General features: G+C 63.2%; 16 protein-coding genes, 1 tRNA gene and 1 pseudogene. 6 read left to right on the forward strand and 12 right to left on the reverse strand.

Translation table 11 applies throughout. From position 1 onward, the window contains the following. Nucleotides 1-80: 80 nt before the first annotated feature. The gene (locus BG22_RS08005) at nt 81-2129 is read right to left on the reverse strand and encodes a S1C family serine protease (RefSeq protein WP_140494695.1); all 2049 of its coding nucleotides are present in this window, start codon (nt 2127-2129) and stop codon (nt 81-83) included. Between the two features lie 621 nt (nt 2130-2750). Here BG22_RS08005 and tgt point away from each other — a divergent pair. The 3 genes from tgt to BG22_RS08020 all read left to right on the forward strand — a co-directional run bounded on the left by tgt (nt 2751) and on the right by BG22_RS08020 (nt 5589). Further along, nucleotides 2751-4073, forward strand: a complete 1323-nt coding sequence (gene tgt / locus BG22_RS08010; protein WP_140494697.1) for a tRNA guanosine(34) transglycosylase Tgt — start codon at nt 2751-2753, stop codon at nt 4071-4073. 132 nt (nt 4074-4205) lie between these two features. After that, nucleotides 4206-4288 (forward strand) — tRNA-Leu (locus tag BG22_RS08015). Nucleotides 4289-4731: 443 nt separating this feature from the next. Beyond that, nucleotides 4732-5589 carry a hemolysin III family protein gene (locus BG22_RS08020; protein WP_094667989.1) on the forward strand — a complete coding sequence of 286 codons (858 nt, stop codon included), beginning with the start codon at nt 4732-4734 and terminating at the stop codon, nt 5587-5589. Between the two features lie 122 nt (nt 5590-5711). On the opposite strand, the gene BG22_RS08025 is transcribed toward BG22_RS08020, so the two are convergent. Then, entirely contained in the window at nt 5712-6044 is a 333-nt protein-coding gene (locus tag BG22_RS08025) for a putative heavy metal-binding protein (RefSeq protein ID WP_094667923.1), read from the reverse strand. A 309-nt stretch (nt 6045-6353) separates the two neighbouring features. Beyond that, a complete protein-coding gene (locus BG22_RS08030; RefSeq protein ID WP_140494699.1) occupies nt 6354-7148 on the reverse strand; it encodes a hypothetical protein in 795 nt (264 codons plus the stop codon). A 161-nt stretch (nt 7149-7309) separates the two neighbouring features. Here BG22_RS08030 and BG22_RS08035 point away from each other — a divergent pair, with 161 nt between their 5' ends. Both BG22_RS08035 and BG22_RS08040 read left to right on the forward strand, forming a co-directional pair. Beyond that, a complete protein-coding gene (locus tag BG22_RS08035; protein WP_140494701.1) occupies nt 7310-7726 on the forward strand; it encodes a (deoxy)nucleoside triphosphate pyrophosphohydrolase in 417 nt (138 codons plus the stop codon). Between the two features lie 174 nt (nt 7727-7900). Further along, nucleotides 7901-11251, forward strand: coding sequence for a DUF3427 domain-containing protein (locus tag BG22_RS08040; RefSeq protein ID WP_140494703.1), 3351 nt, complete (start codon nt 7901-7903; stop codon nt 11249-11251). A gap of 220 nt (nt 11252-11471) precedes the next feature. On the opposite strand, the pseudogene BG22_RS11355 reads toward BG22_RS08040, so the two are convergent. Together BG22_RS11355 and msrB are read right to left on the reverse strand one after the other, a co-directional pair. Further along, nucleotides 11472-12165, reverse strand: a pseudogene (locus BG22_RS11355) (pyridoxamine 5'-phosphate oxidase family protein). A gap of 2 nt (nt 12166-12167) precedes the next feature. Beyond that, nucleotides 12168-13193 carry a peptide-methionine (R)-S-oxide reductase MsrB gene (msrB, locus tag BG22_RS08050; protein WP_140494705.1) on the reverse strand — a complete coding sequence of 342 codons (1026 nt, stop codon included), beginning with the start codon at nt 13191-13193 and terminating at the stop codon, nt 12168-12170. 66 nt (nt 13194-13259) lie between these two features. Here msrB and BG22_RS11210 point away from each other — a divergent pair, with 66 nt between their 5' ends. Further along, nucleotides 13260-13637: a hypothetical protein gene (locus BG22_RS11210; protein WP_258186282.1), complete on the forward strand. Its 378-nt coding sequence runs from the start codon at nt 13260-13262 to the stop codon at nt 13635-13637. Nucleotides 13638-13746: 109 nt separating this feature from the next. Here the strand turns inward: BG22_RS11210 and yddG are convergent, their stop codons facing one another. The 7 genes from yddG to BG22_RS08090 all read right to left on the reverse strand — a co-directional run bounded on the left by yddG (nt 13747) and on the right by BG22_RS08090 (nt 23822). Further along, nucleotides 13747-14745, reverse strand: a complete 999-nt coding sequence (yddG, locus tag BG22_RS08060; RefSeq protein ID WP_140494708.1) for an aromatic amino acid DMT transporter YddG — start codon at nt 14743-14745, stop codon at nt 13747-13749. A 194-nt stretch (nt 14746-14939) separates the two neighbouring features. Next, nucleotides 14940-16112, reverse strand: coding sequence for a toxic anion resistance protein (locus tag BG22_RS08065; RefSeq protein WP_258186283.1), 1173 nt, complete (start codon nt 16110-16112; stop codon nt 14940-14942). 21 nt (nt 16113-16133) lie between these two features. Beyond that, nucleotides 16134-17240, reverse strand: coding sequence for a substrate-binding domain-containing protein (locus tag BG22_RS08070; protein WP_140494710.1), 1107 nt, complete (start codon nt 17238-17240; stop codon nt 16134-16136). After that, on the reverse strand, nt 17237-17929 hold the full coding sequence (locus BG22_RS08075; protein ID WP_140494712.1) for a 5-bromo-4-chloroindolyl phosphate hydrolysis family protein: 693 nt from the start codon (nt 17927-17929) through the stop codon (nt 17237-17239). The genes BG22_RS08070 and BG22_RS08075 overlap by 4 nt, the downstream gene beginning before the upstream one ends. A gap of 88 nt (nt 17930-18017) precedes the next feature. Then, complete coding sequence (locus BG22_RS08080; RefSeq protein WP_140494714.1) at nt 18018-19706, reverse strand: VWA domain-containing protein; 1689 nt, start codon at nt 19704-19706, stop codon at nt 18018-18020. 285 nt (nt 19707-19991) lie between these two features. After that, on the reverse strand, nt 19992-21083 hold the full coding sequence (locus BG22_RS08085) for an alpha/beta fold hydrolase (protein ID WP_140494715.1): 1092 nt from the start codon (nt 21081-21083) through the stop codon (nt 19992-19994). Between the two features lie 102 nt (nt 21084-21185). Continuing rightward, nucleotides 21186-23822 carry a prolyl oligopeptidase family serine peptidase gene (locus BG22_RS08090; RefSeq protein WP_140494717.1) on the reverse strand — a complete coding sequence of 879 codons (2637 nt, stop codon included), beginning with the start codon at nt 23820-23822 and terminating at the stop codon, nt 21186-21188. Nucleotides 23823-24221: the final 399 nt, after the last annotated feature.

Here is a 24221-nt window from a genome sequence, read left to right on the forward strand (position 1 = left end):
TTATGCAAGTTCCGGCGCGGCTCGCTTATCGGTCGGGCACTACCCCGGCCAGCTCGGCCCGGCCTTACCGGAACTTGGGTTTACCAGAGGCCGAACGGGTCGGAGAAGCCGCCGTCGTCACCGGTACCGCCATCGCTGTTGCCGTTACCGTTACCGTTGGAGCCATTGCCGTTACCGTTCTGGCCATTGCCATTCTGGTTGTTCTGGCTGTTGCCGTTCGAGTTGGAGCTGGACGAGCCGTTCACGGAGGCCTCCTCCTGATCAAGCGTGACGTCCACGTCCATGGTCTTGCCGTCGCGCACGATGGTGAGGGTCACCTTGTCGCCGAGGGCGGCGGCGCGCACGTAACCGAGCAGCGAGTAGTTGTTGTTGACAGCGTTGCCGTTGAAGGCCACGATCGTGTCGTCGGCCTTGAGACCGGCCTTGGCCGCGGGGCTGCCGGAGACGACCGCCGAACCGCCGGTGGACGGGGTGGTGATCTTCGCGCCGCCGCGGGTCACGCCATCGGCCTCGACGGTGGCCGAGGAGATGGTGACGCCGAGGGCCACATGCTTGACCGTGCCGTCCTTGATGATCTCATCGGCCACACGCTTGACGAGGTTCGACGGGATGGCGAAGCCGATGCCGATCGAGCCGGCCGAGTCGGAGGAGGTGGCGGTGGAGGCGATGGACGAATTGATGCCGATCACCTGGCCGGCGCCGTTGAAGGTCGGGCCGCCGGAGTTGCCGGGGTTAATGGCCGCGTCGATCTGGACGGCGTTGGTGACGATCTGGTTGTTATTGTCGTCGGTCACGGTCACCGGGCGGTTGAGGGCGGAGACGATGCCGGTGGTGGCGGTGTCGTCGTAGCCGAGCGGGTTGCCGATGGCCATCACGTTCTCGCCCACCGCGAGCTTGTCGGAATCGGCGAAGGTCACGGCCTTGAGGTCGCTCGGCGGGTTGTCGAGCTTGATCACGGCGAGGTCGGTGGTGGTGTCGGTGCCCACGAGGGTGGCACTGTAGACGTTGCCGTTGGCGAGCGTCACCTGAATCTGCTGGGCGCCGGAAATCACATGGTTGTTGGTGACGATGTGGCCGTCGGTGTCGATGATCGCGCCGGAGCCCTTGGCGGTGCCGTTGCTCAGCTGGGTCTGGATGGAGACCACGGAGTCGGAGACGCTGGAGGCCACGGAGGTCCAGTCGACGGCCTCGCCGCTCTTGGCGGTGGCCGTGCCGGAGCCGGACTTGTTCGAGTTCACGCTGGTCAGCGAGCTGGTAGTCGGCACCTTGACCAGGCCGCTGGTGAGGGCACCGTAGCCGAGGCCGAGGCACAGGGCGGAGGCCACCACGGCCGCGATCACGGCGGTGAGGACGTAGCCGGCGGCCTTGGGCTTGCCCGCGGCGACCGGGCCGTTGCCGGGCTGACCCGGCTGCATCGGGTTCTGGCCGTTCGGGGTGCTGGGCTGGCCGGGCGCACCGTTGCCCACGAACATGCCGCCGGGGTTCTGGCCATTGGGGGTGGTGAACGGGTTGCCGTTGTTGGCGCCGGCGTTGTTGGCATTACCACTGTTGCCATTCTGGGAGCCGGCCGGCGCGAACGGATTGCCGTTGCCGCTGGGCTGCGGGTTGTTGGTGAAGTACGGGTTGCGGTTGCCGGGCTGGCCCTGCGGGGTCTGCGCGGCGTTGTTGCCGCCGAACGGGAAATGGAAGCCGTTCTGCTGGCCGGACTGGGGATTCTGGGCGTTTGCACCCTGAGGGGTCGCGGCGTTCTGCGTGGGTACCGGGCCATAGGCGCCGTATTCCGGGGCCGGACGGTACAGCGGGGCCGTAGGCGCGGTCTGGGTGTTCTGCTCGGCGGCGGGCGCGGCCGGCGTAGTGGATGCGCTCGGAGTGGTCGGAGCGGCCGGAGTGTTGGAAACCACGGTGCTCTCGCCCTTGGCGGAAGCATAGTCCGGGATGGGCTCGGTGACCGCGGTGTGGGCAGACTCCTGCTCGGTTGGCTCGCCGGCGTTGGAGGTGCCGGAAATGTTGGACATGGACGGGGTGGGCACGGGAGTCGTGTGCTCATCGGTCGAGGCCGTGGAGGTCTCATGCGTGTCATTGTTGTGCGGGGTCTGGTCGACGCCCTGCGGGTTGAATTCGTCAGCCATTACTGCTCCTTTGTGGATGTGTTCGTTACGTCTCTCGGCCTCGGGGCCGCGCCTCTCATATCGGCCGCCCGATGCCTTTCGTGCTCTACCCTGTAGTAAAGGCAGTCAATCTGGAGGTTTTCTGAACGTTCATTGAAAGTCTATGAGTAATCTCCGAGGAGTCTTATGGGCATCGCGGTACGATGCGTTCAATGCAGGGAATCGGGCGGCCGTTCCCGGCACGTTGCCGGTATTCCCACGCATGGCGCGCGCCTTCTCCGGGCCTTTTTCAATTCCGCGGTCCGTGAACGCCGCCGGGAGCGTCTCATCCGCGCCCCATCTACGCCCCATCTACGCCATCGACAGGCACCTGTTCAGACAATCGACCAGGCAAAAACGCCTTTCTCCGTTGCGAGGGGTACATTCCGCACTGTGCGGACAGCTATCTGCTTTGCAAGGGGTACCTCAAACGGCTTATCCAAGGTATTAGACGCCCAATGCCTATGTCATTCCGCCGTTTTGACAGGTTCGCTACTTGGGCAGGTACCCCTTGCAAAGCAGATAGCTGTCCGGGAAAGCGGAAATGTACCCCTTGCAACCGAGTTATTCACAATTTCCCGCCCTTTTGCCTAAAGTGAACGTATGACGACGAGCCAAACAAGCCTTCTTGAGCATCCTCTCGGCGCCGAACCGGGCAAGCCCGGCGATCGCGGCGCCTTCCACTTCGAAACCATCACACGTCTGCCCTCCACCGCGAACGGTCTGGGCCGCGACGGAGCGCGGTACGGCCGCACCGGCATCATCCACACGCCGCACGGCGACATCCACACCCCCGCGTTCGTGCCAGTGGGCACGCAGGCCGCCATGAAGGCCGTACTGCCCGAGTCGATGAAGGCGCTCGGGGCGCAATGCCTGCTGGCCAACGCCTTCCACCTGTTCGAGCGCCCCGGCGAGGACGTGCTGGACGCCGCCGGCGGCCTCGCCCGCTTCATGCATTGGGATGGACCGACGTTCACCGATTCCGGCGGCTTCCAGGTCATGTCGCTGGGTGTTGGATTCAAGAAGACGCTCGCAATGGACGTGACCGGGATGAAGTCGGACGACATCATCGCCAAGGGCAAGGAACGCATGGCGTGGGTGGACGAGGATGGCGTGACGTTCAAGTCGCCGCTGAACGGCGATTCGCACCGCTTCTCCGCCGAGATCTCCATGGGCATCCAGCACAAGCTCGGCGCGGATATCATGTTCGCGTTCGACGAGCTCACCACGCTGATGAACACGAGGTCGTATCAGGAGGATTCGGTGGAGCGCACGTTCCGCTGGGCCAAGCGCTGCGTGGCCGAGCACGAGCGCCTGACCGCGGAACGCGTGGGCAAGCCGTATCAGGCGCTGTACGGCGTGGTGCAAGGCGCGAACTACGAGGATCTGCGCCGGAAAGCCGCCGCGCAGATCGCCTCACTCGACTTCGACGGCGTAGGCATCGGCGGCGCGATCGAGAAGCGCATCATCGGCGACACCTGCGCGTGGATCTGCGACGCCATGCCGGAAAGCCGCCCGCGTCACGTTCTGGGCATTGCCTCGGTGGATGACATCTTCGCATGCGTGGAGAACGGCGGCGACACGTTCGACTGCGTGGCGCCCGCGCGCTGTGCTCGCAATGGTGCCATTTTCACGCGAGCCGGGCGATACAACATCAAGCGCGCGGAGAACAAGTTCAACTTCGGGCCGTTGGAGGAGGGCTGCGACTGCTACACATGCAGCAACTACTCCCGCGCCTATGTGGATCACCTGTTGCGCGCCCGTGAGTTCAACGGGTTCACGCTGGCCACGATTCACAACGAGCACTTCTTCGTGAAGTTGCTGGACGACATCCGTGCCTCGATCGACGGCGGATACTTCGACGAGTTCCGCGACGAGACGCTGGCCCACTTCTACGGCAACGGCACACGCAAGCCGGGGCTGTAAATATGAGGGGCGCATGGCGATGGCAGCGCTTCTCACGCCATCGCCATGCGCCGACAATCATCGACACACCCAAACCGCGACACGCCGACGATTGCGCAATCTCGGACCCGGGTGTAAGTTAGTCGATTGTCTGCGAGTGTGGCGGAATGGTAGACGCGCTGTCTTCAGGTGGCAGTGAGTGTATGCTCGTGGGGGTTCAACTCCCCCCACTCGCACGCAGATGAAACCCTTGGAAACGTTGAAATATCAACGGTTCCGAGGGTTTTTCATATGCCGACACAGGAAAAATATGCCGGAAAATATGCCGTTTTCAGACTCCCGCATCCGAGAGCATGCTTCAGCTATGACTCACTATTCAATCCCACTGAGTTGGACGGAACAGCAGCGTCTGCACCAATCCGCAACCATGCTGTCAGCGTCCGAATCCCGGTAGTGATCACCGCCGCCCACGATCTCATGCCCGCACGGCTCGAACAGCAGCGTCTGCACGCCGACCAGATCGTCCGTCGTATGCCGCCGAGCCTAGCCACAACCATTCTCGCTGCAATTCACGCGAGCGCGAACGTCACACATCCGAGACCCCGGCCGCCCATACTTGGTTACGGTAGCGTAAGTTAATGGCCGGCCAAGCGACGCCGGCCACACCGAGGTGATGAACATGAGCGTTTCCACCAGCGCACCGGCCACGCGGACAATGGCTTCCGGCACATCGGTCGCGCCTTCTGCGTCCGCAAACCAAAGGAGCCGTGCGCGAACGGACGCCGCCGCTTTGGCGCGTGCCGCAGCGCATTACCGGGACGCACGCGACCGTTACCGTCAGGCCAAAGCGGCCCTGAAAGCGGCTAGGCGTCAGATCGTCCCCGTCGACGCGTTCGGCAATCGCAAGCCCCGCCTGCGCGGATGGCTGCACCTCATCACTTTGCCGCTGTGCATTGCGGCGTCCATCGTACTGATCTGCATCGCGCCGGCCGGTCCCGTCAAAGCGGCCTGCGCGGTGTATGGCGCCTCGGCAATACTGCTGTTCGGCAACAGCGCGCTGCTGCACGTCGTATCCTGGCACAGCGCGAAGGTGACCCGCGTGCTGTGCGGCATCGATTACTCGAACATCTTCCTCATCATCGCCGGGACCAATACGCCCGTGCTGTTCGCGCTCAGTCCGGCGATCCGGAGGCCGTACCTCACGGTGATCTGGGTGACCGCCGCAATCGGCACGATACTGCATATCGTCTGGCTTCAGGCCCCGAACTGGGTGTTCACCACCGTCTACGTGGTGCTGGGACTGGCTCCGGTGACGCTCATCCCGCAGTTATGGACGGCGCCCGCGGTGGGTCCGGCGGCGACCATACTCATCGCCTGCGGCGGCGCGGCGTATATCGCCGGCGCCGTATGCTTCGCACTGCGCAAGCCGAATCCCATTCCCGGATGGTTCGAGTTTCACGAGGTGTTCCATGTGGGCACGATAGTCGGGTATACGTGTCACGTTGTGGCGATTTATCTGATTGTGTGCGCGTTGTAGACCTTCTCTTAGCGCATCTTAAGCGTCTAAGCAGGCGCGCGCATCATGGTAACGACGCGCAGACCGGGGTACGCGCCGTTACCATGCCGAGCCTCGGTGACGAGCCTCGGCAAACGTACGAATCAGCCCCTGCGCGCGAGCTGCACGGCGGTGCCGGACGCGGTGACCATCAGCATGGAACCGTCCGTGCCGAGCACCTCGTAATCGACGTCCACGCCGACCACCGCGTGCGCACCCAACGCCTCGGCGCGCTGCTGCATCTCGGCGATGGCCTCGTTGCGGGCATTGGTCAGCTCCTCCTCATAACCCTGGCTGCGTCCGCCGAACATGTTGCGGAACCCTGCGCCGATGTCCTTGAACATGTTCACGCCGGCGACCACCTCGCCGAACACGATGCCCTGATAGTTGGTGATGACATATCCGTCCACGGACGGCGTGGTGGTGACGAGAATCATAGCCGGTCTCCTTTGACTTGGCATGTGGCGTGACGTCTCCTGACGTCTTCCGCGCGTATCGCGAAAATGCCCTCACCTCATATGCTACTCGGAGAAACCCGCCCAAGTGCGGTCCGGCTATGCTTTGCGCATCAATCGCTGAGTCAATCAAGGACTTTCGAGGGATGTGGCCTGACTTTTCCGGTGTCTGACTTTTCCGGTCATACTAGTAAAAGTCCACACTTCTGAGGCACTTTTACTAGTATGGTCGGAAAAGTCGTTGGCGGACGATGCTGCGCCCGGCACCTATGTTCGATACGGTCACCGCGTTTACCGCACTTCAGCATCCGCCCACGCAATTGCGTAGTCAAATGCCGACCGTGCTGCTTGGAATCGTTGTCGATACTCGGTATCGAATCGCTCGCACGGTATGTCGCGCCAATCAAAACGAACGGGAATTCCCCATGGGCGATACCGCTCGAATGCCTGCATGATCCACGTATCCCCGCGATATTCGACGCGGACCGCCCGGCTCGGATTGCGCGATGAAACGAACACAGCATGTCCCGCACATTCGATTACATCGACGTCAGGGTGCTTATACAGCGCGTAATTGAGCCCATCGTCCGCAGCGTGCTCCACATCCTGCTCGGCTTTTTGGCGCCGCAACATCTCGCCCGGCGTGAACGTGCATGATCTTGCATAGTCGATCGGCTGCGCATCTGTGAAACAGTATTCACCGCCATCGCCATCATCAATGCTGCATTCCAACAGATAGTTCATGACATCCGGAGACTCCCAATACGCAACCGTCCGGTCATCGACACCGATGTTCTTCCACAACATGTAGTGCGTTTGCTCTCTGCCGAGAATCCCCTCAAACGCTTCGACGGAAATACACGTCGAACCATCCAATTGATAGCATTCATCACAGGGATGGAGCTCACGGCGTTCATACTGTTCGCGCGCTTTGGCGTCAAGTCGCCCATTCAGTACACTCATCCGCCGCTCTATCTTCTCCCGATTCGGCGGAACAGTATTGCACCGAAACTCGTCGCTACAGGTTCCCACTCGCCTCTGTCCGTCCGCCCGGCATTTCCACACATCACTTTGCTCATGCGGCATCGCCGACTCCTTGCCATTCCATTCGCGGGCACCGGTCAATACACAGGAATGCCCACATTCCAACGATTTCCAACGCTGTTCATTGAATCAGGATCAGCCCTGCAAAACCGCCGTGGATCGTGGATCGATAGTGGATCTTGCGGCGAGGTATCCTGGGCAGCATGAAGCCGGAAACCAAGATCATCAACGTCGTCGGAGCCGCCATCGTCAAAGACGGGACCGTACTATGCGCCCAGCGTGGCCCCGGCAAATCACTGAGCGGCTATTGGGAGTTTCCCGGCGGCAAAATCGAGGCTCACGAAACCGCACGCGAGGCATTGCACCGCGAAATCGAAGAGGAACTGCTGTGCGAAGTCGACGTCGCGGATGAGGTGTGCACCAGCGAGTACCACTATGATTTCGGCACCGTACGCCTCACCACGTTCGTCTGCCATCTGACTTCCGGCACCCCAAGGCTGACCGAGCATACGGATATCCGCTGGCTCGTGCCATCCGCAATGCCCGAACTCGACTGGGCGCCGGTTGACCGGGAAGCCGTGGCGATACTCGCCACAGGAATGCTTCACGTGAAACATTGACGGGCATGACTCTTCCGCCCAGCACCCCGACCGGCTCCGACTGACTCCGTACGACCAAGGCTGACCAGCCGATTACATTCCCCGCACGTTCGAAAGCGATGAGACATGGAACCGTCCAGCACCCAAGCCATAGCAGCATCGGCCTTCCCGGCTTCTCCGGCATCCCCAATCCCTATGCCTTGCACGTCAGCCGTCGCCGATGGCCCCGCGCACGATGCATCATACGATTCCGGCACACAGTCCATCCTCGAAGACGTGGCGTCCGGTCTGATCGAATCACGCAAAGACGCTCCCGGTGCATATGCGCCGGCGCTCATCTCCAACAGGCCGGATGGGTTGACCATGGACGGCGAATTGAGACGCGAGCTCGCCACCAGCGATTCTTTTGACATGTCCGTTGCCTTTGTATCGTCGGAGGCAATCCTCAGCCTGTTCGAGGACTTCCGCAGTCATCGGGTCAACTCCAACGCCCGAACCACCGCCTCAGCCAATGCCGCTCAGCCGCAATCGCACGGCGCTCCCTCACGCAACGCCACGCCCAGCCGCATCATTACCTCCACCAAGAATCATTTCAACGATCCGAAGGCTTTTTGGGAACTGCTGCACCTAGGCCGCACGGCCGATATCGACGTACGCATCTGGGTCGAACATAACGACTCCGACGAATCTGGTGATTCCGGCACACCCAGCCGGCTCACCGCCGGCAACCCACAAGGCCAGCCGTTCCATCCCAAGGGGTACGTGTTCGCCCGCCATATGCAGGACGGACGCCCATATTACGATCTCTACGTCGGAAGCTCGAACCTCACCACATTCGCCTTGAGCCGGCAGCGCGAATGGAATCTCAAGGTCTCCTCCTTGGCCGACGGCACCTTGGTGGACCAGTTCCGTCAGGAGATCGACTCGCAGGTACGCGACTCGGTGCCGCTCACCGAGGAATGGATACGCCAATACGAGGAGGATTTCAAGCGATACGCTCCCCCACGCCGCACGATTCTGGAGTCCCTTGAGCGCCGCCGTGACATCCAGCCCAATGCGATGCAGCGGGAGGCCCTGGCCAACCTCAAGGCCTTGCGCAAACAAGGTGAGCACCGCGCAATCATCGTTTCGGCCACCGGTACGGGCAAGACCTACCTCTCCGCATTCGATGTCCGCGACTACCGTCCCAGGCGCATGCTGTATATCGCCCAGCAACAGCAGATCCTCACCAGGGCGATGGAATCGTACCGCAAGGTTCTCGGTTGTTCCGAAGAGGAGTTGGGCCTGTACACCGGCACCAGCAAACAGCATGATCGTCGTTATGTATTCGCCACCGTACAGACAATGCGTCAGCCTCAGGTGCTGGCCCAGTTCGCTTCGGACGAATTCGATTACATTCTGGTCGATGAGGTGCATCACGCCGGCGCCGACGGCTATCAGAAGGTCATCGACCATTTCAAGGACGCCGATTTCATGCTGGGCATGACGGCCACGCCGGAACGCACCGACGGCATCAACATCTTCGAGCTTTTCGGCCATAACATCGCCTATGAGATCCGCCTGCAACGGGCCTTGGACGAAGACATACTCTGCCCGTTCCACTACTATGGCGTCGCGGAATATCTCGGTTCGGACGCGGACGCAGACCAGGAGAGCCACCGTATTCAAGTCGCCAACGGCACGACCACTGCCGAGGACGCGGCCCAGTTGAAGTACGAGATCAGCCAGCTCGCCACCAAAGAACGTGTGCGCTACATCATCGACAAGTTGCAGGAATACGGACAGTACAACATTCCGGTCACCGGGCTGGTGTTCTGCAGCCGGCAGGAGGAGGCGCACGAACTCTCCCGCCTGTTCAACGAGCAGTGGAATCAGCAGGATGAACGCCTCTATCGGACGGCAGCCGTGACCAGCAAGGATGCGGATGGCCGTACCATCTCGCCAGAGCAGCGTAAGGAATACGTACGCCAGTTGAAATCCGGCGAGCTCGACTACCTATTCACCGTGGACATGTTCAACGAGGGCATCGATATCCCCGCGCTGAATCAGGTGGTCATGCTCCGCAGCACGCAATCAAGCATCGTCTTCACCCAACAGCTTGGCCGTGGCCTGCGCAAGTTCCCGCACAAGGACAGCGTTGTGGTCATCGATTTCATCGGCAACTACGCCAACAACTTCCTCATCCCCGTTGCGCTGTACGGCAATACCGGCGATCGTGACATCGCGCGGAAAAATCTGCAGCGCCGGTCCATCGGACTGTCGTCCATCAGCTTCGACCCCATCGCCAAGGAGCGGGTGCTGCGGTCGTTGGATACGGCCGATTGGTCCGACATGAAGAGGCTGTCCGAACAGTACCGGCAGATGAGGTACGAGCTCGGACGCATCCCCATGCTGATGGACGTCTATCGCTTCGACCCGTCCCTGCCGTTCACGTTGGCGTCGAAACGCAGCAATTATCTGGACTTCGTGCGATCGCGCGAGAAAAGCTTCAGCGGGCGCAAGCGCGGCGGGCAGTCGGAGAAGGGCAGTTTCCTGGACCAGTTGGAGCCGGTGTCCGATATCGAAGACGCGGTGCTGAAGATGGCGACGGAACTGCTGCTGCCGGGCCTGAGGCCGCATGAGCTGGTGGTACTGTCGCAGTTGTGCCAGTTTGCGGATGAGCAGACCGGGGTCGATGGGCCCTCTATCGGTGACGTCTCCGGTACCACAGCCGTCTGGAAAGCATCGGAACCGATGAGCAGGAACGAGCTGATGGCCGCCATTCAGCGCGGCTTCCCGCAGGCTGACCTGTCCGATGCGCAGTTCGACTCCGCATTGCGTGTGCTGGATTACTCGTACTTCACCGATCCGAATCGAAAGCGTTTCGGGAATCTGCCGTTGATCGAGGAATCGGCTTCCACAGATGGCTCCGGGGAACGCCGATATCGGCTGAGCGACCGGTTCTCCGCCATGTTGGCGGCAAACCGCACCTTCCGGGTGTTCCTTGCGGATACCGTGCGGGTCGGGCTCGTCAACTGCCGCGACCTGTTCCGCGAGGCGCAGGACAAGCAGCGTTCGTTCGACCATGCGTTCCTCTACGAACGCAAGTATTCATTGGCTGACGTGATGCGGCTGTGCGGGTGGAGGAAGGAGAACACACCGCAGAACGTCGGCGGCTATCTGCTGGACAAGGAGACCGGCACCATGCCGATCTTCGTGAAATACGCTGCCAGTCAGTACGAGGATGAATTCCTCAATGCCCAGGAGATGAAGTACTTCAGCAAGAACGGGCGTACCCCGCAGTCACCGGAGTTCCGCTGGGTGCGCGAAGGCGCTGGTGACGCCATGGAATGGGAGAGTACGCATTTCGTGCCGCTGTTCGTCATGCGCAAGGCGGAGGCGAAGGACGGCAAGTACTACTACGTGGGTCATGTCTCCGCATTCGACAATCCACGTCTGACCACCAAGCCAAACGCGGACGGAACCGGCACGGTGAACGTCACGCTGTCCACGTTGAGGCTCGCGCGGCCACTTGACCCGGAGCTATACCGGCATCTGGCGGGGTGAGGCGGCCTCGCGACCGACGGAATTCCATTTCCGCGGCGCAAAGAAGGCCGCCAAGCGTCCGGTTGCGGTCATTAGTGACGCTCTTCCGACCACAACCGGACGTTCAAGAGCCACACGGCGTCCGTTTATGGTCAGGAGTAGGCCTTTCCTGACCGAAAACGGACGGAACACCGACCAAATCATCATCGTGGCTGAAATACTGTACAAACGCGGCCGACACCTACCAAGCATACGGCTGCGCGGACTGTCCCGCGTGCCGATGCTCGTGTACGGGCGCGGGCTTGGTGCGCACCTTGGCGGTAAGATAGGTGGCTTCGATCTTCCAGACGGTGACGCTACGCACCTGCGCGTCGGTGAATTCTACATGCGGCATGTGCGCCTGCTGGGCCATCAGCGCCTGCAGGCCGTGACGGCATTCGTCCAAATCCTCGACCAGCGTCGCCACACCGTTGCCGACAATCGACTTGAATGCCTCACCCCAATTGCACGCGGTGCGCCCAGCTACCACCTCGCAATCGGTCTGCATGGTGAAGGCGACCGGCAAACGCCCATCCACAGCGGCATGAATCGCGTCCAGCTTGCGGCCGCGCGGAGCCGAATGGAACCACAGCGTGAGCTTGCCGGGCATCCCTGCTGGACCGGTCCCCGCCATCGTCCCATTCGTAGTCGAATCCGAAATTGAGCGGCACGATGGTCAGACCCTCGGCATCCGCATACGCCACCTCGACGATGTCGCATGCGGCGATGATCCCCGCAATCTGCTCCGGATCGGTCACCTCACGGTCGGCGCGACGCATCATGCGATGCCCGCCCGCCACCGTACGCTCATCCTCGCGCTTCGCCGGCTTCCTCTGCGACCGCGGGGCCTCCGACGAACCGGCCGAATCGGCAATCGGGGCTGTGCCGTTCTCCATGCTCACGACTTGGCACCGCCCTCCACAGCAGCACCGCCATCTACAGCACCAGCCTCACCGTCCACGACCGGAATCCAAGCGGCGTAGCCTTCAGCCTCCATTCGCGAGCGCGGCACGAACCGCAGCGCGGCGGAGTTCATGCAGTAGCGCAGGCCACCGCGATCGGCCGGGCCGTCCTCGAACACATGGCCCAGATGAATCTGCGTCTCGGACGTACGCACCTCGATGCGGTCGCGGCCCGGAATGCGATGGTCTTCATGCTCGGTGAGCAGCGAGGCGCTCAACGGCCGTGAGAACGCCGGCCAGCCGCAGCCGGAATCGAACTTGTCACGCGAGGAAAACAGCGGTTCCCCGCTGACGATATCCACATAGATGCCCGGCTCGAACTCGTGGTCGTACTCGTTGACGAACGGGCGCTCGGTGGCCGCGTTCTGTGTGACCGCGAACTGTTCAAGCGTCAGATCCCAGATCTTCTCGACATACTTCTGGCGACGCTTCACGTTGGCGATGGCCGCAAACGGCACATGGCAGTAACCGCCGGGGTTGTTGACCAGATAATCCTGATGGTATGCCTCGGCCGGGTAGAAGTTGCGTAGCGGCTCGACCAACACGGCCGGGCGCTGCGGCTGGCGATCCACCAGCTGCTCAAGCGCCGCGATATACACGGCCTTCTGCGCCTCGCCAGCGGCGCCGTCCGTGTAGAACAGGCCGGTACGGTACTGACGGCCGGCGTCCGCGCCCTGACGATCCACGGAGAACGGGTCGATGACCTCGAGGAACAGCAGCGTCAGCGTACGCAGACTCACCCGAGACGGGTCGAACGTGACCTTCACCGTTTCGGCCGCATCAGTCGCCCCGGAGCAGACCTGCTCATAGGTGGGGTTCTCGACGGTCGACTGCGCGTAGCCGACCGTGGTGTCGGTAACGCCGTCGATGTTCTGGAAGTACCGTTCAAGACCCCAGAAACAGCCGCCGGCGAAGTATGCGGTCTGGGTGCTGGCCTCTGCGTTGCTCACGTTCTCGCTCATGCGGCCAACGTTACTACGCCTCGCGGCTCCAGACACATGACTTTCCACGGGAATATGCTGGAGACTATGAGCAATACGCATGGCAGCAACGGGCGCGGGACGAACGCAGGCGGCGCACAGAGACACGATATGGAAGCCGATAGGCGCACGACGGCCGATAAGCCCCGTACGGGCACATGGACCAAGGAGTCCAGCCCCGCCCGGGCACGGCTGACGATCATCGGCACGGTGGTTGCCGTGGCGGTCATTCTGATATGCCTCGGCGCGTTCGTGAGCTGGGGACTGGCCGCGATGGCGGCGATCATCATGATTCCGGGCGCGATTTCATTGGCGATTCTGGCCCGCCACCCCGATTCGACCGGCGGCCGCAGCATGCTGGGCATCTCCGACCCGAATACGTTGCTGGACCCATTGCGTCGGCCGTCCGAGCGACGCGGGAAATAGGGCCGTCGCAACACCGGCCGGCGCATCGCTGCAAGGTCAGCGGTGATACAACGACTACCCTCAGGCCTGTTTCACGGGAAACATCAAGTAGCTGCGTCGAGCGTGGGGCCTATTTGCGGGCGCTCACGAGATAGTTGAGCACCGAGCCGGCGGCCACCAGCAGCGCACCGCACCAGAACGGCAGCGACAACGCCAGCCCCAACAGCACCGCGCTGGCCGCGGTGGACAGCACCGGCGTGGCGTAGGAGGCGATGGCCAGCCGCTCCATCGAACCGTGCAGGATGCCGTACCCCCAGCACGCGTATCCGCCGCCGATCGCGCAGGCAGCCAGCAGCACGAACAGCCAGGCCACAGGCCCCGGAGTCGTGGCCGGCATGCCCTGCCCGGACGCGAAATGGATGATCCACAGCGCCACAGCCACGCAGGGGAAGAACAGGGATGTACCGTCCACGCCATGCGCCATGGCCGGCGTGAACACGGCGTAGATGGACCACGCGAACGCTCCCATGAACGCCAACGCATACGGCAGCGGGTTGGCCGCGATGTGCGTGGCGGCCAGATGCCAGTCAAGCCCGGAATTGCCGCCGACGGCGAGCGCCACGCCCACCGTGGCCACCACCGCACCGGGCAACACCTTGAGCACCGTATGGCGGCGGTGGGAGACCCCGGCGGCAAGCAGCACCATCATCGTCGGCCACAGGTAGTTGACCAGACTGACCTCCACCGACGATGCGGCCGTCGAAGCCAGCCCCAGCGAGAGGGAGATCGACGATTCATAGAAGATGAACAGCAGTCCGCCGACGATGAGGTACTTCTTCGGGAACTGCCGGATCGGCGCGGGCCTGCGGAAGATCAGGAGCAGGATGCCGCCGACGGTGTAAATCAGCGCGGACCCGAGCGTGGCGCCGAAGTCCTCGGCCACGATGCGCACCGTGCCGGCCATGAAGCTCCACAGCAGGATGGCCATAAGCCCAATCGTCGTGGCGCGCGCGGAGACCACATGGCCGCCCGATGCGGCCGAAGTCGTGGTTGGAGTCGTGGCCGGAGCCGAAGTCCCAGCCGAAGCCGCCGTCGATGAGCCTTTCTGCCCGCTGCCATCGTTCGCCATGCGCCGCACCTCCCCAATTCTCGGTTCCGGGGCCACTCTACATGCTCCAAGACGCCGAAATGCCGGACGCAGGCATCGCCCTTGTCCGGCATTTCGATATCGCGACCGGCTCCGTCAACCCGGCTCCGTCACCGATCCTGTCACCCTCAGTCCCGTCATGCATGAAGTCATAAACGGGCCCCGCGTGAATCAGGTCACATCTGCTGGGCGTTCTCCAGCAGGGCGCGCTTGAGGTCGGATTCGATCTGGCGCATCTTGACCTGGGCGGCCTCGCGGTTGGCCTTGCCTTCCCGCTGAATCTGCACGGTCTCCTTGAGGGTGGCGATGAGCTCGGAGTTGATCTTCTCCAAAGTGTCGATCTCCACCACGGAACGCTGGTTGGCCTTCTCGGCGTCCACGGCGCCCTTGTGCAGAGCGGCGGCGTTCTTCTGCAGCAACTTGTTGGTCACGTCGTCGGCCTTGTTCTGCAGGTCGAGGGCCTTGCGCTGGTTGGACAGACCGAGCGCGATCACCATCTGGCTCTTCCACACCGGGATGGTGGTGGAGATGGTGGTGTCGATCTTGTCCACGATGGTCTGGTCCGCGTTCTGGATGATCTTGATCTGCGGGGCGGTCTGCAACGTCACCACGGAGATGCGGTCGAGGTCGTCCAGACGCTTCTCGAAGCGGTCGAGCTTGGACTTGAAGTCCTTGAGCAGCTGGGCCTGCATCGGGTCGCCGCTCTTGGCCGCCTCGGCCTCGAGTGCCGGCAGTTGGTTGGCGCGGAAGTCGGCGAGCGCCTTCTTGCCGGCCAGCACGGTGATCTTGAGCTCGCGGTACTGCTGCGCGTTTTGGGCGTACATCGTGTCATACATCGAGATGTCGGCCACCAGCTTGGCCTGCGCGCGCTCGAGCTTGGTGATGATCTCGTCGATCTGCGAGTCGACCTTCTGGTAGCGGCGGCGCAACTTGTCGATGGAGACGGCGACCTGTCCGATGATCGGGATCTTGCGGAAGCCGCCGAGCTCAGCCTCATCGATGGTCACGAGCATGGTGTTGAGCAGCTCGCCGGCCTCGCCGGTGTCCTTGGACCGGGTGTCGGAGAGGATCTCGTCCGCGAACGTGGAGGTGGCGCGCTGGGCGTCCTTGCCGTAGCTGGATTCGATGCCGTCGCGGGTGAAGTCGATCTGACCGGCCAGCTGGTTGACCGTCTGCTGGTCCGCGGCCGGCAGTTTGGCAATCTGCTGGTCCGGGGTCAGGGCGGCGACGGCCTGCGCCTCGGAGGGGCTGGGCACGAGATCGCCGCCAGTTGACTGGGTGGCGAGCATCGGGTTGGTGACGGGCGAGTTGCCCTTGGCGAGGTCCGCGAGGGTGATTTGATTGGCCATGATTGGATTTCTTTCTTGTTGTTATTGCTTGGCTTGGACGCCTTGGAGTGTGGTGATGAGCTTCTGCATGGCGTCATTGTTAGGCAGTTCGGAAACGGCCGGAATCTGGTCGAGCGTGCCGTTCACGCCGAAACGGCTGATCGAGTCGGTGCCTGCGAAGTTGGCGGCGCGGAATCCGTGACGCTCCCACGCCAGCTTCTGGATTTCGGGCGTCTTGAGCAGGTTGAGCAGTTTCACACCCTTGTCGTCCAGCGCCATGAGCGTGTGCGTGCTCCAGACGGTCGGCGTCGGGTAGACGATGACCACGTCGTCCTTGATCTGTTTGAAGGCGTCCGGCTGGTTCACGGCCAGATCCAGAATCTGCGATTCATAGCCCACCATCATCGGCTTGGAGCCGACGCCCAAGGTGAGGAACTGGTTGAACGAGTCCTCGGAGGAGGTCTCCATCCAGCCTGATTTGGCGAAGATGTCGGCGATGGTGGCGCTGTCGCGGGTCACGGAATCGACCGTGGCCGGCTGTCCGCCGTTGAGCACGGTGGCGATGAGCGCCGCGTATTCGTTGCCGGAGTTCGACTGGACCGGGTCGGTGGAGTCGATGCGGAACTGTCCGTAGCCGGCCTGATAGCCGACATCGGCCCATGTCTTGTTGCTCTTCATGGCCTCGACGGCCTTGGCCATGTCCATGTGGTACGCGCCGGAACCGTCCTTGGTGATGAGCCCGCCGGAGACGAGCCCGTCCACCACGGCCTTATGCGAGTAGAGCACGATCGGCGAGTTGAAGGCGATGTCGCTTTGCTCGGCCTTGACGCCCTTGGCGTTGCCGTATTCGACGGCCGCGCGCGAGGAGGGGAACAGGTAGTCCATGCCGGAACGGTCGGCGTCCATCATGGCCAGCGAACCGGCCTTGCGGTAGTCGATGTCGATGCCCTGCTTGGCGGCGGCCTCCTGGAACTTCGGGTCGTCGAACAGGCCGATCTTCTCGCCGCCGAGGTATCCGGTGATCTTCACCTGCTCGACGGGAGCCGCCGGCTTGGGCTGTGCCTGCCGCCACACCAGCGTGCCGCCCACCACGGCCACGACCGCCAAGAGCGCGATCAGTCCGATGATCTTCGATTTGGAGAGTTTCATTGTGCCCCTTCCCTGGGCTCCTTGGACGCTTCAGCCGATGCAGCCGATGCAGCCGATGCAGCTTTCTCGGCGACGGCCGTATCCGTGTCGTACCCGTCCATGCGCGCGAGCCGCTGGATGGCGTCGGAATCCGCGGCGATGCCGAGCGTCTTGGAGCTCACGGCCCGGCTCAGCTCGCCGGCCGCGGTCTGTTCGAGCACCTGCAACGCCTCGATGGTCTCCTGACGCGCCTTGGCGATCTGGTCGTGCGCGCCCGAGCTCTCAACGTCCACGTACGAGCGCAGCAGCTTCTCGGTCTGCTCGCCGTACACGGTGATGTAATGGCGCAGCGTCTGGTAGGCGGAGGGGTCACGGGTCACGTATTTGACGAGATCCTGAGTGGCCACCACGAAGTCGTTGGCTTCCTTGTGCACCACAGGGTCGCGCACCTGACGGGTCAGCATGTTGATGTTGTTGAGCCGCGCGTTGGCCGCGTCGATGGCGTCCGCCGCCTTCTGGCCGTTGGGCAGGGCGGAGGCGAGCATCTTGCCGATGCGGCGCTCAGGCTCGGTCAGGGTGGAGGCCGCCACGTATCCGAGCGCGGCGAGCACCACGGCCACCACGAGGCCCACCACGCCGCCGCCGGCGAGCCAGAAGCCCAATCCGGCGAACAGCAGTCCGGCCACGAATCCGCATATCACCTGCAGCATGCTTATCTCCCCTCTGTCGTGCGACCCATCAGCGGGTGGGCCGGTCCGTCAAGCGACCGTCCCGCCGAACGGCCCATCGCTTGCCCCATCAGTTGAAGCCCTTGACCTGACGGAACACGGAGGCCAGATCACCGGACCGGCCGTCGAACACCTTCGCATTGCTGAGCGTGGCAAGTTCCTTGAGCTGGCTCGGATCGGCGTCGCCGAACATGATCGAGAAGATCGGCAGGTCCAGATTGTCGTTCTTGTAGTCGCTTTCAAAGCGGGAACGGCTGCCGGTCTCCGAACGGCCATCGGTCATGAGCACGATGGCCGTGGTGTACTTGGCGGCCTCCGACTCATCCGGCAACTGTTCGAGGGCCGATTCAAGACCGAGATAGATGTCCGTGCCGCCCGATGCTTCGGTGCTCTGCGCCTCGTTCAGCAGTTTGCCGGTGTTCTGGCCGTTGGCCTTGATCGGGCTGTGCGCCTCGGATTCGAAGGGGATGAGGATGTTCACGTCGTCGTCCCCGGGCTCGATGTACGAGGCCTTGGCCTGGGCCGGGTCGAGCGCGGCGTTGAGGCCTTTGATCACGCCGTCCTTGCCTTCGCCGTACATGGAACCGGAGTAGTCCACCACCCACACGGTCCAGCTGGGTTTGCGCAGCGCGGTCTGGTAGACGTTGAGCGCGCTGTTGATCACGGACGCGGCGGGCAGGGCGATGGTCTTCAGGGCCGAGCCGTCGGTGTTGATGCCCCAATCGGCGCGGAAGGATTCCTTGACCTTGCTGTCCAAGGCGTACGCGAGCACGCCGCCGAGACCGGTGCGGCGGCCGGCGCGCTCGAACTCCAGCTTGGAGTCCTTGGCGGCGAGCGCCTTGGCGAAGGAGTCGAAGGCGGACTTGAGGTTCTGTCCGCGGTCCACGTAGCCGAGCGGCGAGTCGGAGATGGCGATGCCGTCGGCCGGGTAGACGGCGAGCAGCGGGTCATGGCCGTTCTTCTCGAGGGTCTTGTTCGCCTGGATGACCAGCGACTCGTAGTTGACCATCGAATCGAAGCGGTCCGGGTTGGCCACGACCATATCCTTGAGCCAATCCGAGGAGCCGGAGGAGCGGTCCACGCCCGTCAGCAGCGTCTTGACCTGGTCCTTCAGGGTCTGGTTGGCGAGGTCGGCGTCGGTGAGCGGGCCCTCGCCGCCGCGCAGGGCGGTCATGAAGGCGAGGTATGCGGAGGCGCCGGAGTTCGACTGGGTGGCGGAGGTCATCGAGAACTTGAGTTTGCCGGATTTGACGGCGTCGATGATGTCCGTGGTCTTCACGGGCTTGGTGGTGCCGTTGGCGTCCGCCCAGCCGAGTTCGACGGCCTTGGACTTGGCAATGCCGAACACGATCGGGGTGGTCGAGGTGCTGGTGGCATCCTTGACGATGTGCTTGGTGTCTCCCATCGAGATCCACATCGAGGAGGCGGGCCAGACGGCGTCGAAGTTCTCGCCACCCTTCTTGAGCGCGTTCATGATTTCGAGCGAGCCCATGTAGTGCATGGTGATGGCCACCTTGGACTGGTCGGCGGCCTTCTGGATCGCCGCGGCGACCTCTTTGTTCTCGGAGCCGGAGGCCACGGAGAGGGTGGCGGTGGGCTTGCCATCCGCCGGGGTGAACGTCTGTGTGTTGGTGTCGGAGGCACCGTTACCATTGGTTTCGTTCTGCTGAGTAGAGCAACCGGCAAGCGCAAACGAGGCGGCAGCGATCACAGCGGCGACCGCAACTGCGCGACGGCGAAGAGAAGACATGATGCCCATACTTCCATTGTTCTCCCGCCGACTGAAATGCGTTGGACCGAAAGATGGATGCAAAGTGAACTCTAGGTGAAGAGCAACACTCGGCTACGTAGTTGAGTCGGGGCCGATGACGGCTATATTGACTCCTTTGCTCGCTACCTCTCCCCTCAGTCGCTTGCGGCGACGGCTCCCCTCAAGGAGGGAGCCGCTAGCCAGGAAGGACGCGAGAAACCCGAAACTCAAACGGCTCCATTCAAGGAGGGGAACCGCTATGGCCCAACAGCGTCCGCCGCATCGCCTCCGATATCAGTACGAGGCGCTGGCGATCATCGGGTCGTCGAAGAAGGCGAGAATCCGCTCCAGATAGGGCTTGTAGGTGCTGTTGGGCATCGAGAAGATCTCGTGGCGCGATTCGGGGAACCGGACCAGGGTCGCCTCGTCGCCGCCGTCCTTGATGAGATCGATGAACCGGTTCTGCGGCTTGTTGAGCACCCAGATGTCCCTCCCCGCCTGGAACAGCAGTACCGGCGTCTCCACTTCGGCGCATGCCGAGGGGCTGAGCAGCGCCCGGCTAAGCTTGAGCGCCTGACGCACCCACTCGAACGACGCGCAATACGTCTGGTATTCCGGATTGTCGCAGCGCAGCTTGAAATACCAGCGTTCGCGGGCTTCGGAGGCGCCCTCGTTGCCCTTCATCGAGAATTCGGGGGTGAAGTCGCTCTGTCCGAATACGCGCTTCCTGCCGAATCCAAGCCCGCATAGCGCGCTGACCAGCACGCGGGCCACAGGCAGCGGCATACCGGTCGCGGGGGCGATCATCGGCGCGGAAAGCACGGCCTTGTCGAACAGCGTGGGATACTGCTCGAGCACCGCGGCCCCGATGCCGCCGCCCATCGAATGGCAGAACAGATTAATCGGCAGACCCGCCGCGTACTGCTGGCCGATAGTCTGGGAGAAGGCGGCGAGATCGACCACATACCGGCGCCAATCATCGATCCACACCATGCAGTGGTTGTCCACGTTGCGGGCGGACTTGCCGTGGCCCCGATGGTCCAGCACGCACACCGAATAGCCGGCGAGCAGGAAGTACCAGATGAGTTCGTTGTATTTGTCGGCGAACTCGGTGAATCCGTGGCTGATGACGATGGCTCCGCGGAAGGTGGCGGTCGCCCCTTGCTCGCGAATCGCGTCGAACTTGGCGGCGTCGTAGCACAGATAGTGCAGCTGGCCGGGATGCCCGCCGCCGATGGCCTCGCCGGCCAACGGCTCCAGACCGGCCGCGCGCTCGGCCGACGACGGGTCGAACCACCCTTCCTCCCGGCATTGGGCCAGGGCGGGCAGCACCAGATTCGTCATGGTTTCGGCGTATTTCGATTCGTCGATCATCGTCACCTGCATGCCACCCATCTTAGGGCAGACGACGGGATGACGGGGATTATTGGGCAGGCCGCGCGATGGTGTATCGTCGCGGCCGTCCCACGGCATCCCGTCCGCGACGGCCTACGCCAAGGCGTCCTTAAGGAAGTCGCGCTGGAGGGTGAGCAGGTTCTCGGCCACGGTCTCGTCGTTGGTCATGTGGGTGATGCCCGTGAGCGGCAGGTAGGTGTGGGGCCTGCCCGCGGCCATGAGCGCCTGGGAGAGGCGCAGGCTGTGGGCGATGGTCACGTTGTCGTCCGCGAACCCGTGGATGAGCATCAAGGGACGGCTGAGTTTCGGCGCGTCCTGGATGATGCCGTTGCGGCGGTACACCTCGGGGTCGAGGCCCAGATACCGCTCGGTGTAGTGGGTGTCGTACAGCGTCCAGTCGGTGGGCGGGGCGCCGGCGCACGCGGCCTTGAACACGTCCGGCGCGTCAAGCACGGCGAGTGCGGAGAGGAATCCGCCGTACGACCAGCCGATCATGCACACCTTGTCGAGATCTGGGGCGGGGATGGTCGAGGTCGCCGCATCACCGGAATCGGCCGCCTCGTTGAGCGCCTTGACGGCATCCGGCAGCGCCTGCACGGCCTCCACCTGATCGGCCAGCGTCACATCCTTCATGTCCTCGAAGATCGCGCGATCCCAGACCGGGCCGCGACCGGTGGTGCCGCGGCCGTCCGCGGTGACCACGAGGAAGCCCTGATCGGCCCACCACTGGCTCTCGTAGTAGTACGACTGGGAATCCACCACCTGCTGGAAACCGGGGCCGCCGTACGGCTTCATCAGCACCGGCAGTTTCTCGGCATGCGCGTACGGGCTGGACGGGCTCGGCGCGACGATTGCCGTGTACAGGCGGTGCTCGCCGAGGCGCGTGAAGTGCACGTTCGGCGTGAAACCGGGGGTGTCGGCGTCATTGGCGATGTCGGCGGACAGGCCGTCGCCGACGCTGTGCGTCATCTGCGCACGGATGTGGTCCATATCCCGGCCGGAAAGCACCACGCCTCGCGAGCCCCACGAAGCGGTCCACACGCCGGGGCGCGTGGTGTACGGGGTAGGCGGCACGGCGTCGTCGAAGTCGAAGAGCACCACGTCGAAGCTGCGGGCATCATGCTCACCGCCGCGCGCCTGCCAGACGTCCGGCATCGGCCCGGCAAGATCGGGTTCGCGCTGCACCACGGCGACGACGCCGGCGTTATCCACATGCAGCACCGAGCGCACGTTCCAGCCGGCGGGGGTGAACGGGCGGCCGTCCACGGTCAGACGGTTGGTGTCGGCCTCCATGTCGTTGAGCGCGCAGACCAAGCGACCGTCCGGCGTGAAGGCGGGGGTGCCGGCGACCAGATCGATCCACTGGTCGTTGGCGTGTTCCTCCAGCACGCGGGTCGCGCCGAGCGCTGGCCATGCCGCTGGCTGATCGGCGACGGAATCGGCGGAATCAGCCGACTCAGCGGACTCCACGGAATCATCGGCGGCGGCGAAATCGTCGGCTTCGGCGGCGGCAACGGCCACCTCCAACACCTGATCGCGGGTCTGACGGCGGTTCTGCACCAGCACGAGCGGGTCATGGCCGCGGCTCCAGCTCACGGCGCCCACGTATTCGTAAGCCTCGCGGTCCCATTCCACATCCGCGTTGGCGGTGATGCCGACGTACCGGTCATCCTCGTCGAACGCGAGCGCGATGACGGTGAGGTAGACGTCGGCGTTGCGGGTCAGCGCACGCGGGTAGCGACGGCCGACGGCCGGCTGTTCCGGATCGGCCGGATCGCTGATGTACCAGATCGGCTCGTCGGCGGTGTCGAACGACTCGAACAGCACATGCTGGGAATCCGGGGACCACCAGAAACCGTCGTAACGGTCCATCTCCTCGCCGGCCACGAACTCCGCAAGGCCGATCTTCCAGGTGTTTTCGGCCGGATTGCCGTCCTCGTCCTCCACGGAGACGCCATAGATCGCGGTGATGCGGTCGTCGAGCGCCACAGCGTCGTCATCCGCCGCGTCAATGGCGACGTCGGCATCCTCGTCATCCTCGCCGTACAGGCCCTCGCTCAGCGCCTCCTCGACGGCATCCGATTCGACCTCCACGCCGTCGGCCACCTCGCCTGCCGGCTCCTCGACGATGACATCGTCGGCATCCGCCGCGTCGTCAGGCCAATCGCCGATATCCACCAGCATGAGGTAGGAGCCGGTGGTGTACAGCACATGCGTGCCGTCAGGGGAGATGCGCGGATTGAGCACCGGCGCGTACATCTGCGGGTCCTCGTCCAGCCAGGCGCCGGCCAGTTCGCGGGTTCGGGCGACGGGCGCGCCGTCCGTGGCCTGCTCGCCGATCTCGGTCAGATAGAGACGGCCGTTGATGGTGAAGGCCACGCGATTGCCGGCGTCGGAGACCGAGTAGCCGACGATGCCGGTGCCGCCCTCACGGGCGCGTTCGCGGCGGGCCCGCTCCTCGGCCGGCACGTCCTCGCTGTCGGCGACCGCGCCCAGCAGGTCGCGCGGGTCGGCGAGCTTGGTCTCGTGATGCTCGCCGGCGGCGTCGAACCAGCTCATCCACAGTGCGGTGACCAGATCCTCGGGGCCGTCCGAGCGCAGGAACAAGGCGCGCGAGCCGTCGCCGATCACGCGTGCGGAACGGGGGGCGCCGCAGGAGAACCGCAGCGTACGGGCCTTGCGGCGCGGAAAATCTTTGATTGCGTCATTGATATCAGGCGTTTCACTCATACCACCAACCTACGCAGGCGTGCGGTCAAAACCAGTGGGCTCGCCAGCATGCCGCACCGAAACCTCCACCCCGCCGAATACCCAAAGATCCGAACACATGACGTGTTCTTCCGCCAACGACCGTCAAGTGCCCGTGGCGCCGCATGATCAGGAGCCGCAGAGGCCTCGATACGGCTCCATAGCAGCTCAGGATTGGTGGCTCAGGATTGGGACGCAAGTGCAAAATCAATGATTCTGCATTTCCGTCCCACTCGAATTCGGGACGCAAGTGCAATACCGGCGAAATTGCATTTCCGTCCCACTGACAAGAACTCCGAATCCTTGGAATTCCGCCATTCCTCAATAATCCTCAGACAAGTGAGCTGGAATGAGAGTGGGACGCAAATGCAAAATCGGGGG

Source organism: Bifidobacterium sp. UTBIF-78 (assembly GCF_006408945.1).
GTDB classification, from domain to species: domain Bacteria; phylum Actinomycetota; class Actinomycetes; order Actinomycetales; family Bifidobacteriaceae; genus Bifidobacterium; species Bifidobacterium myosotis.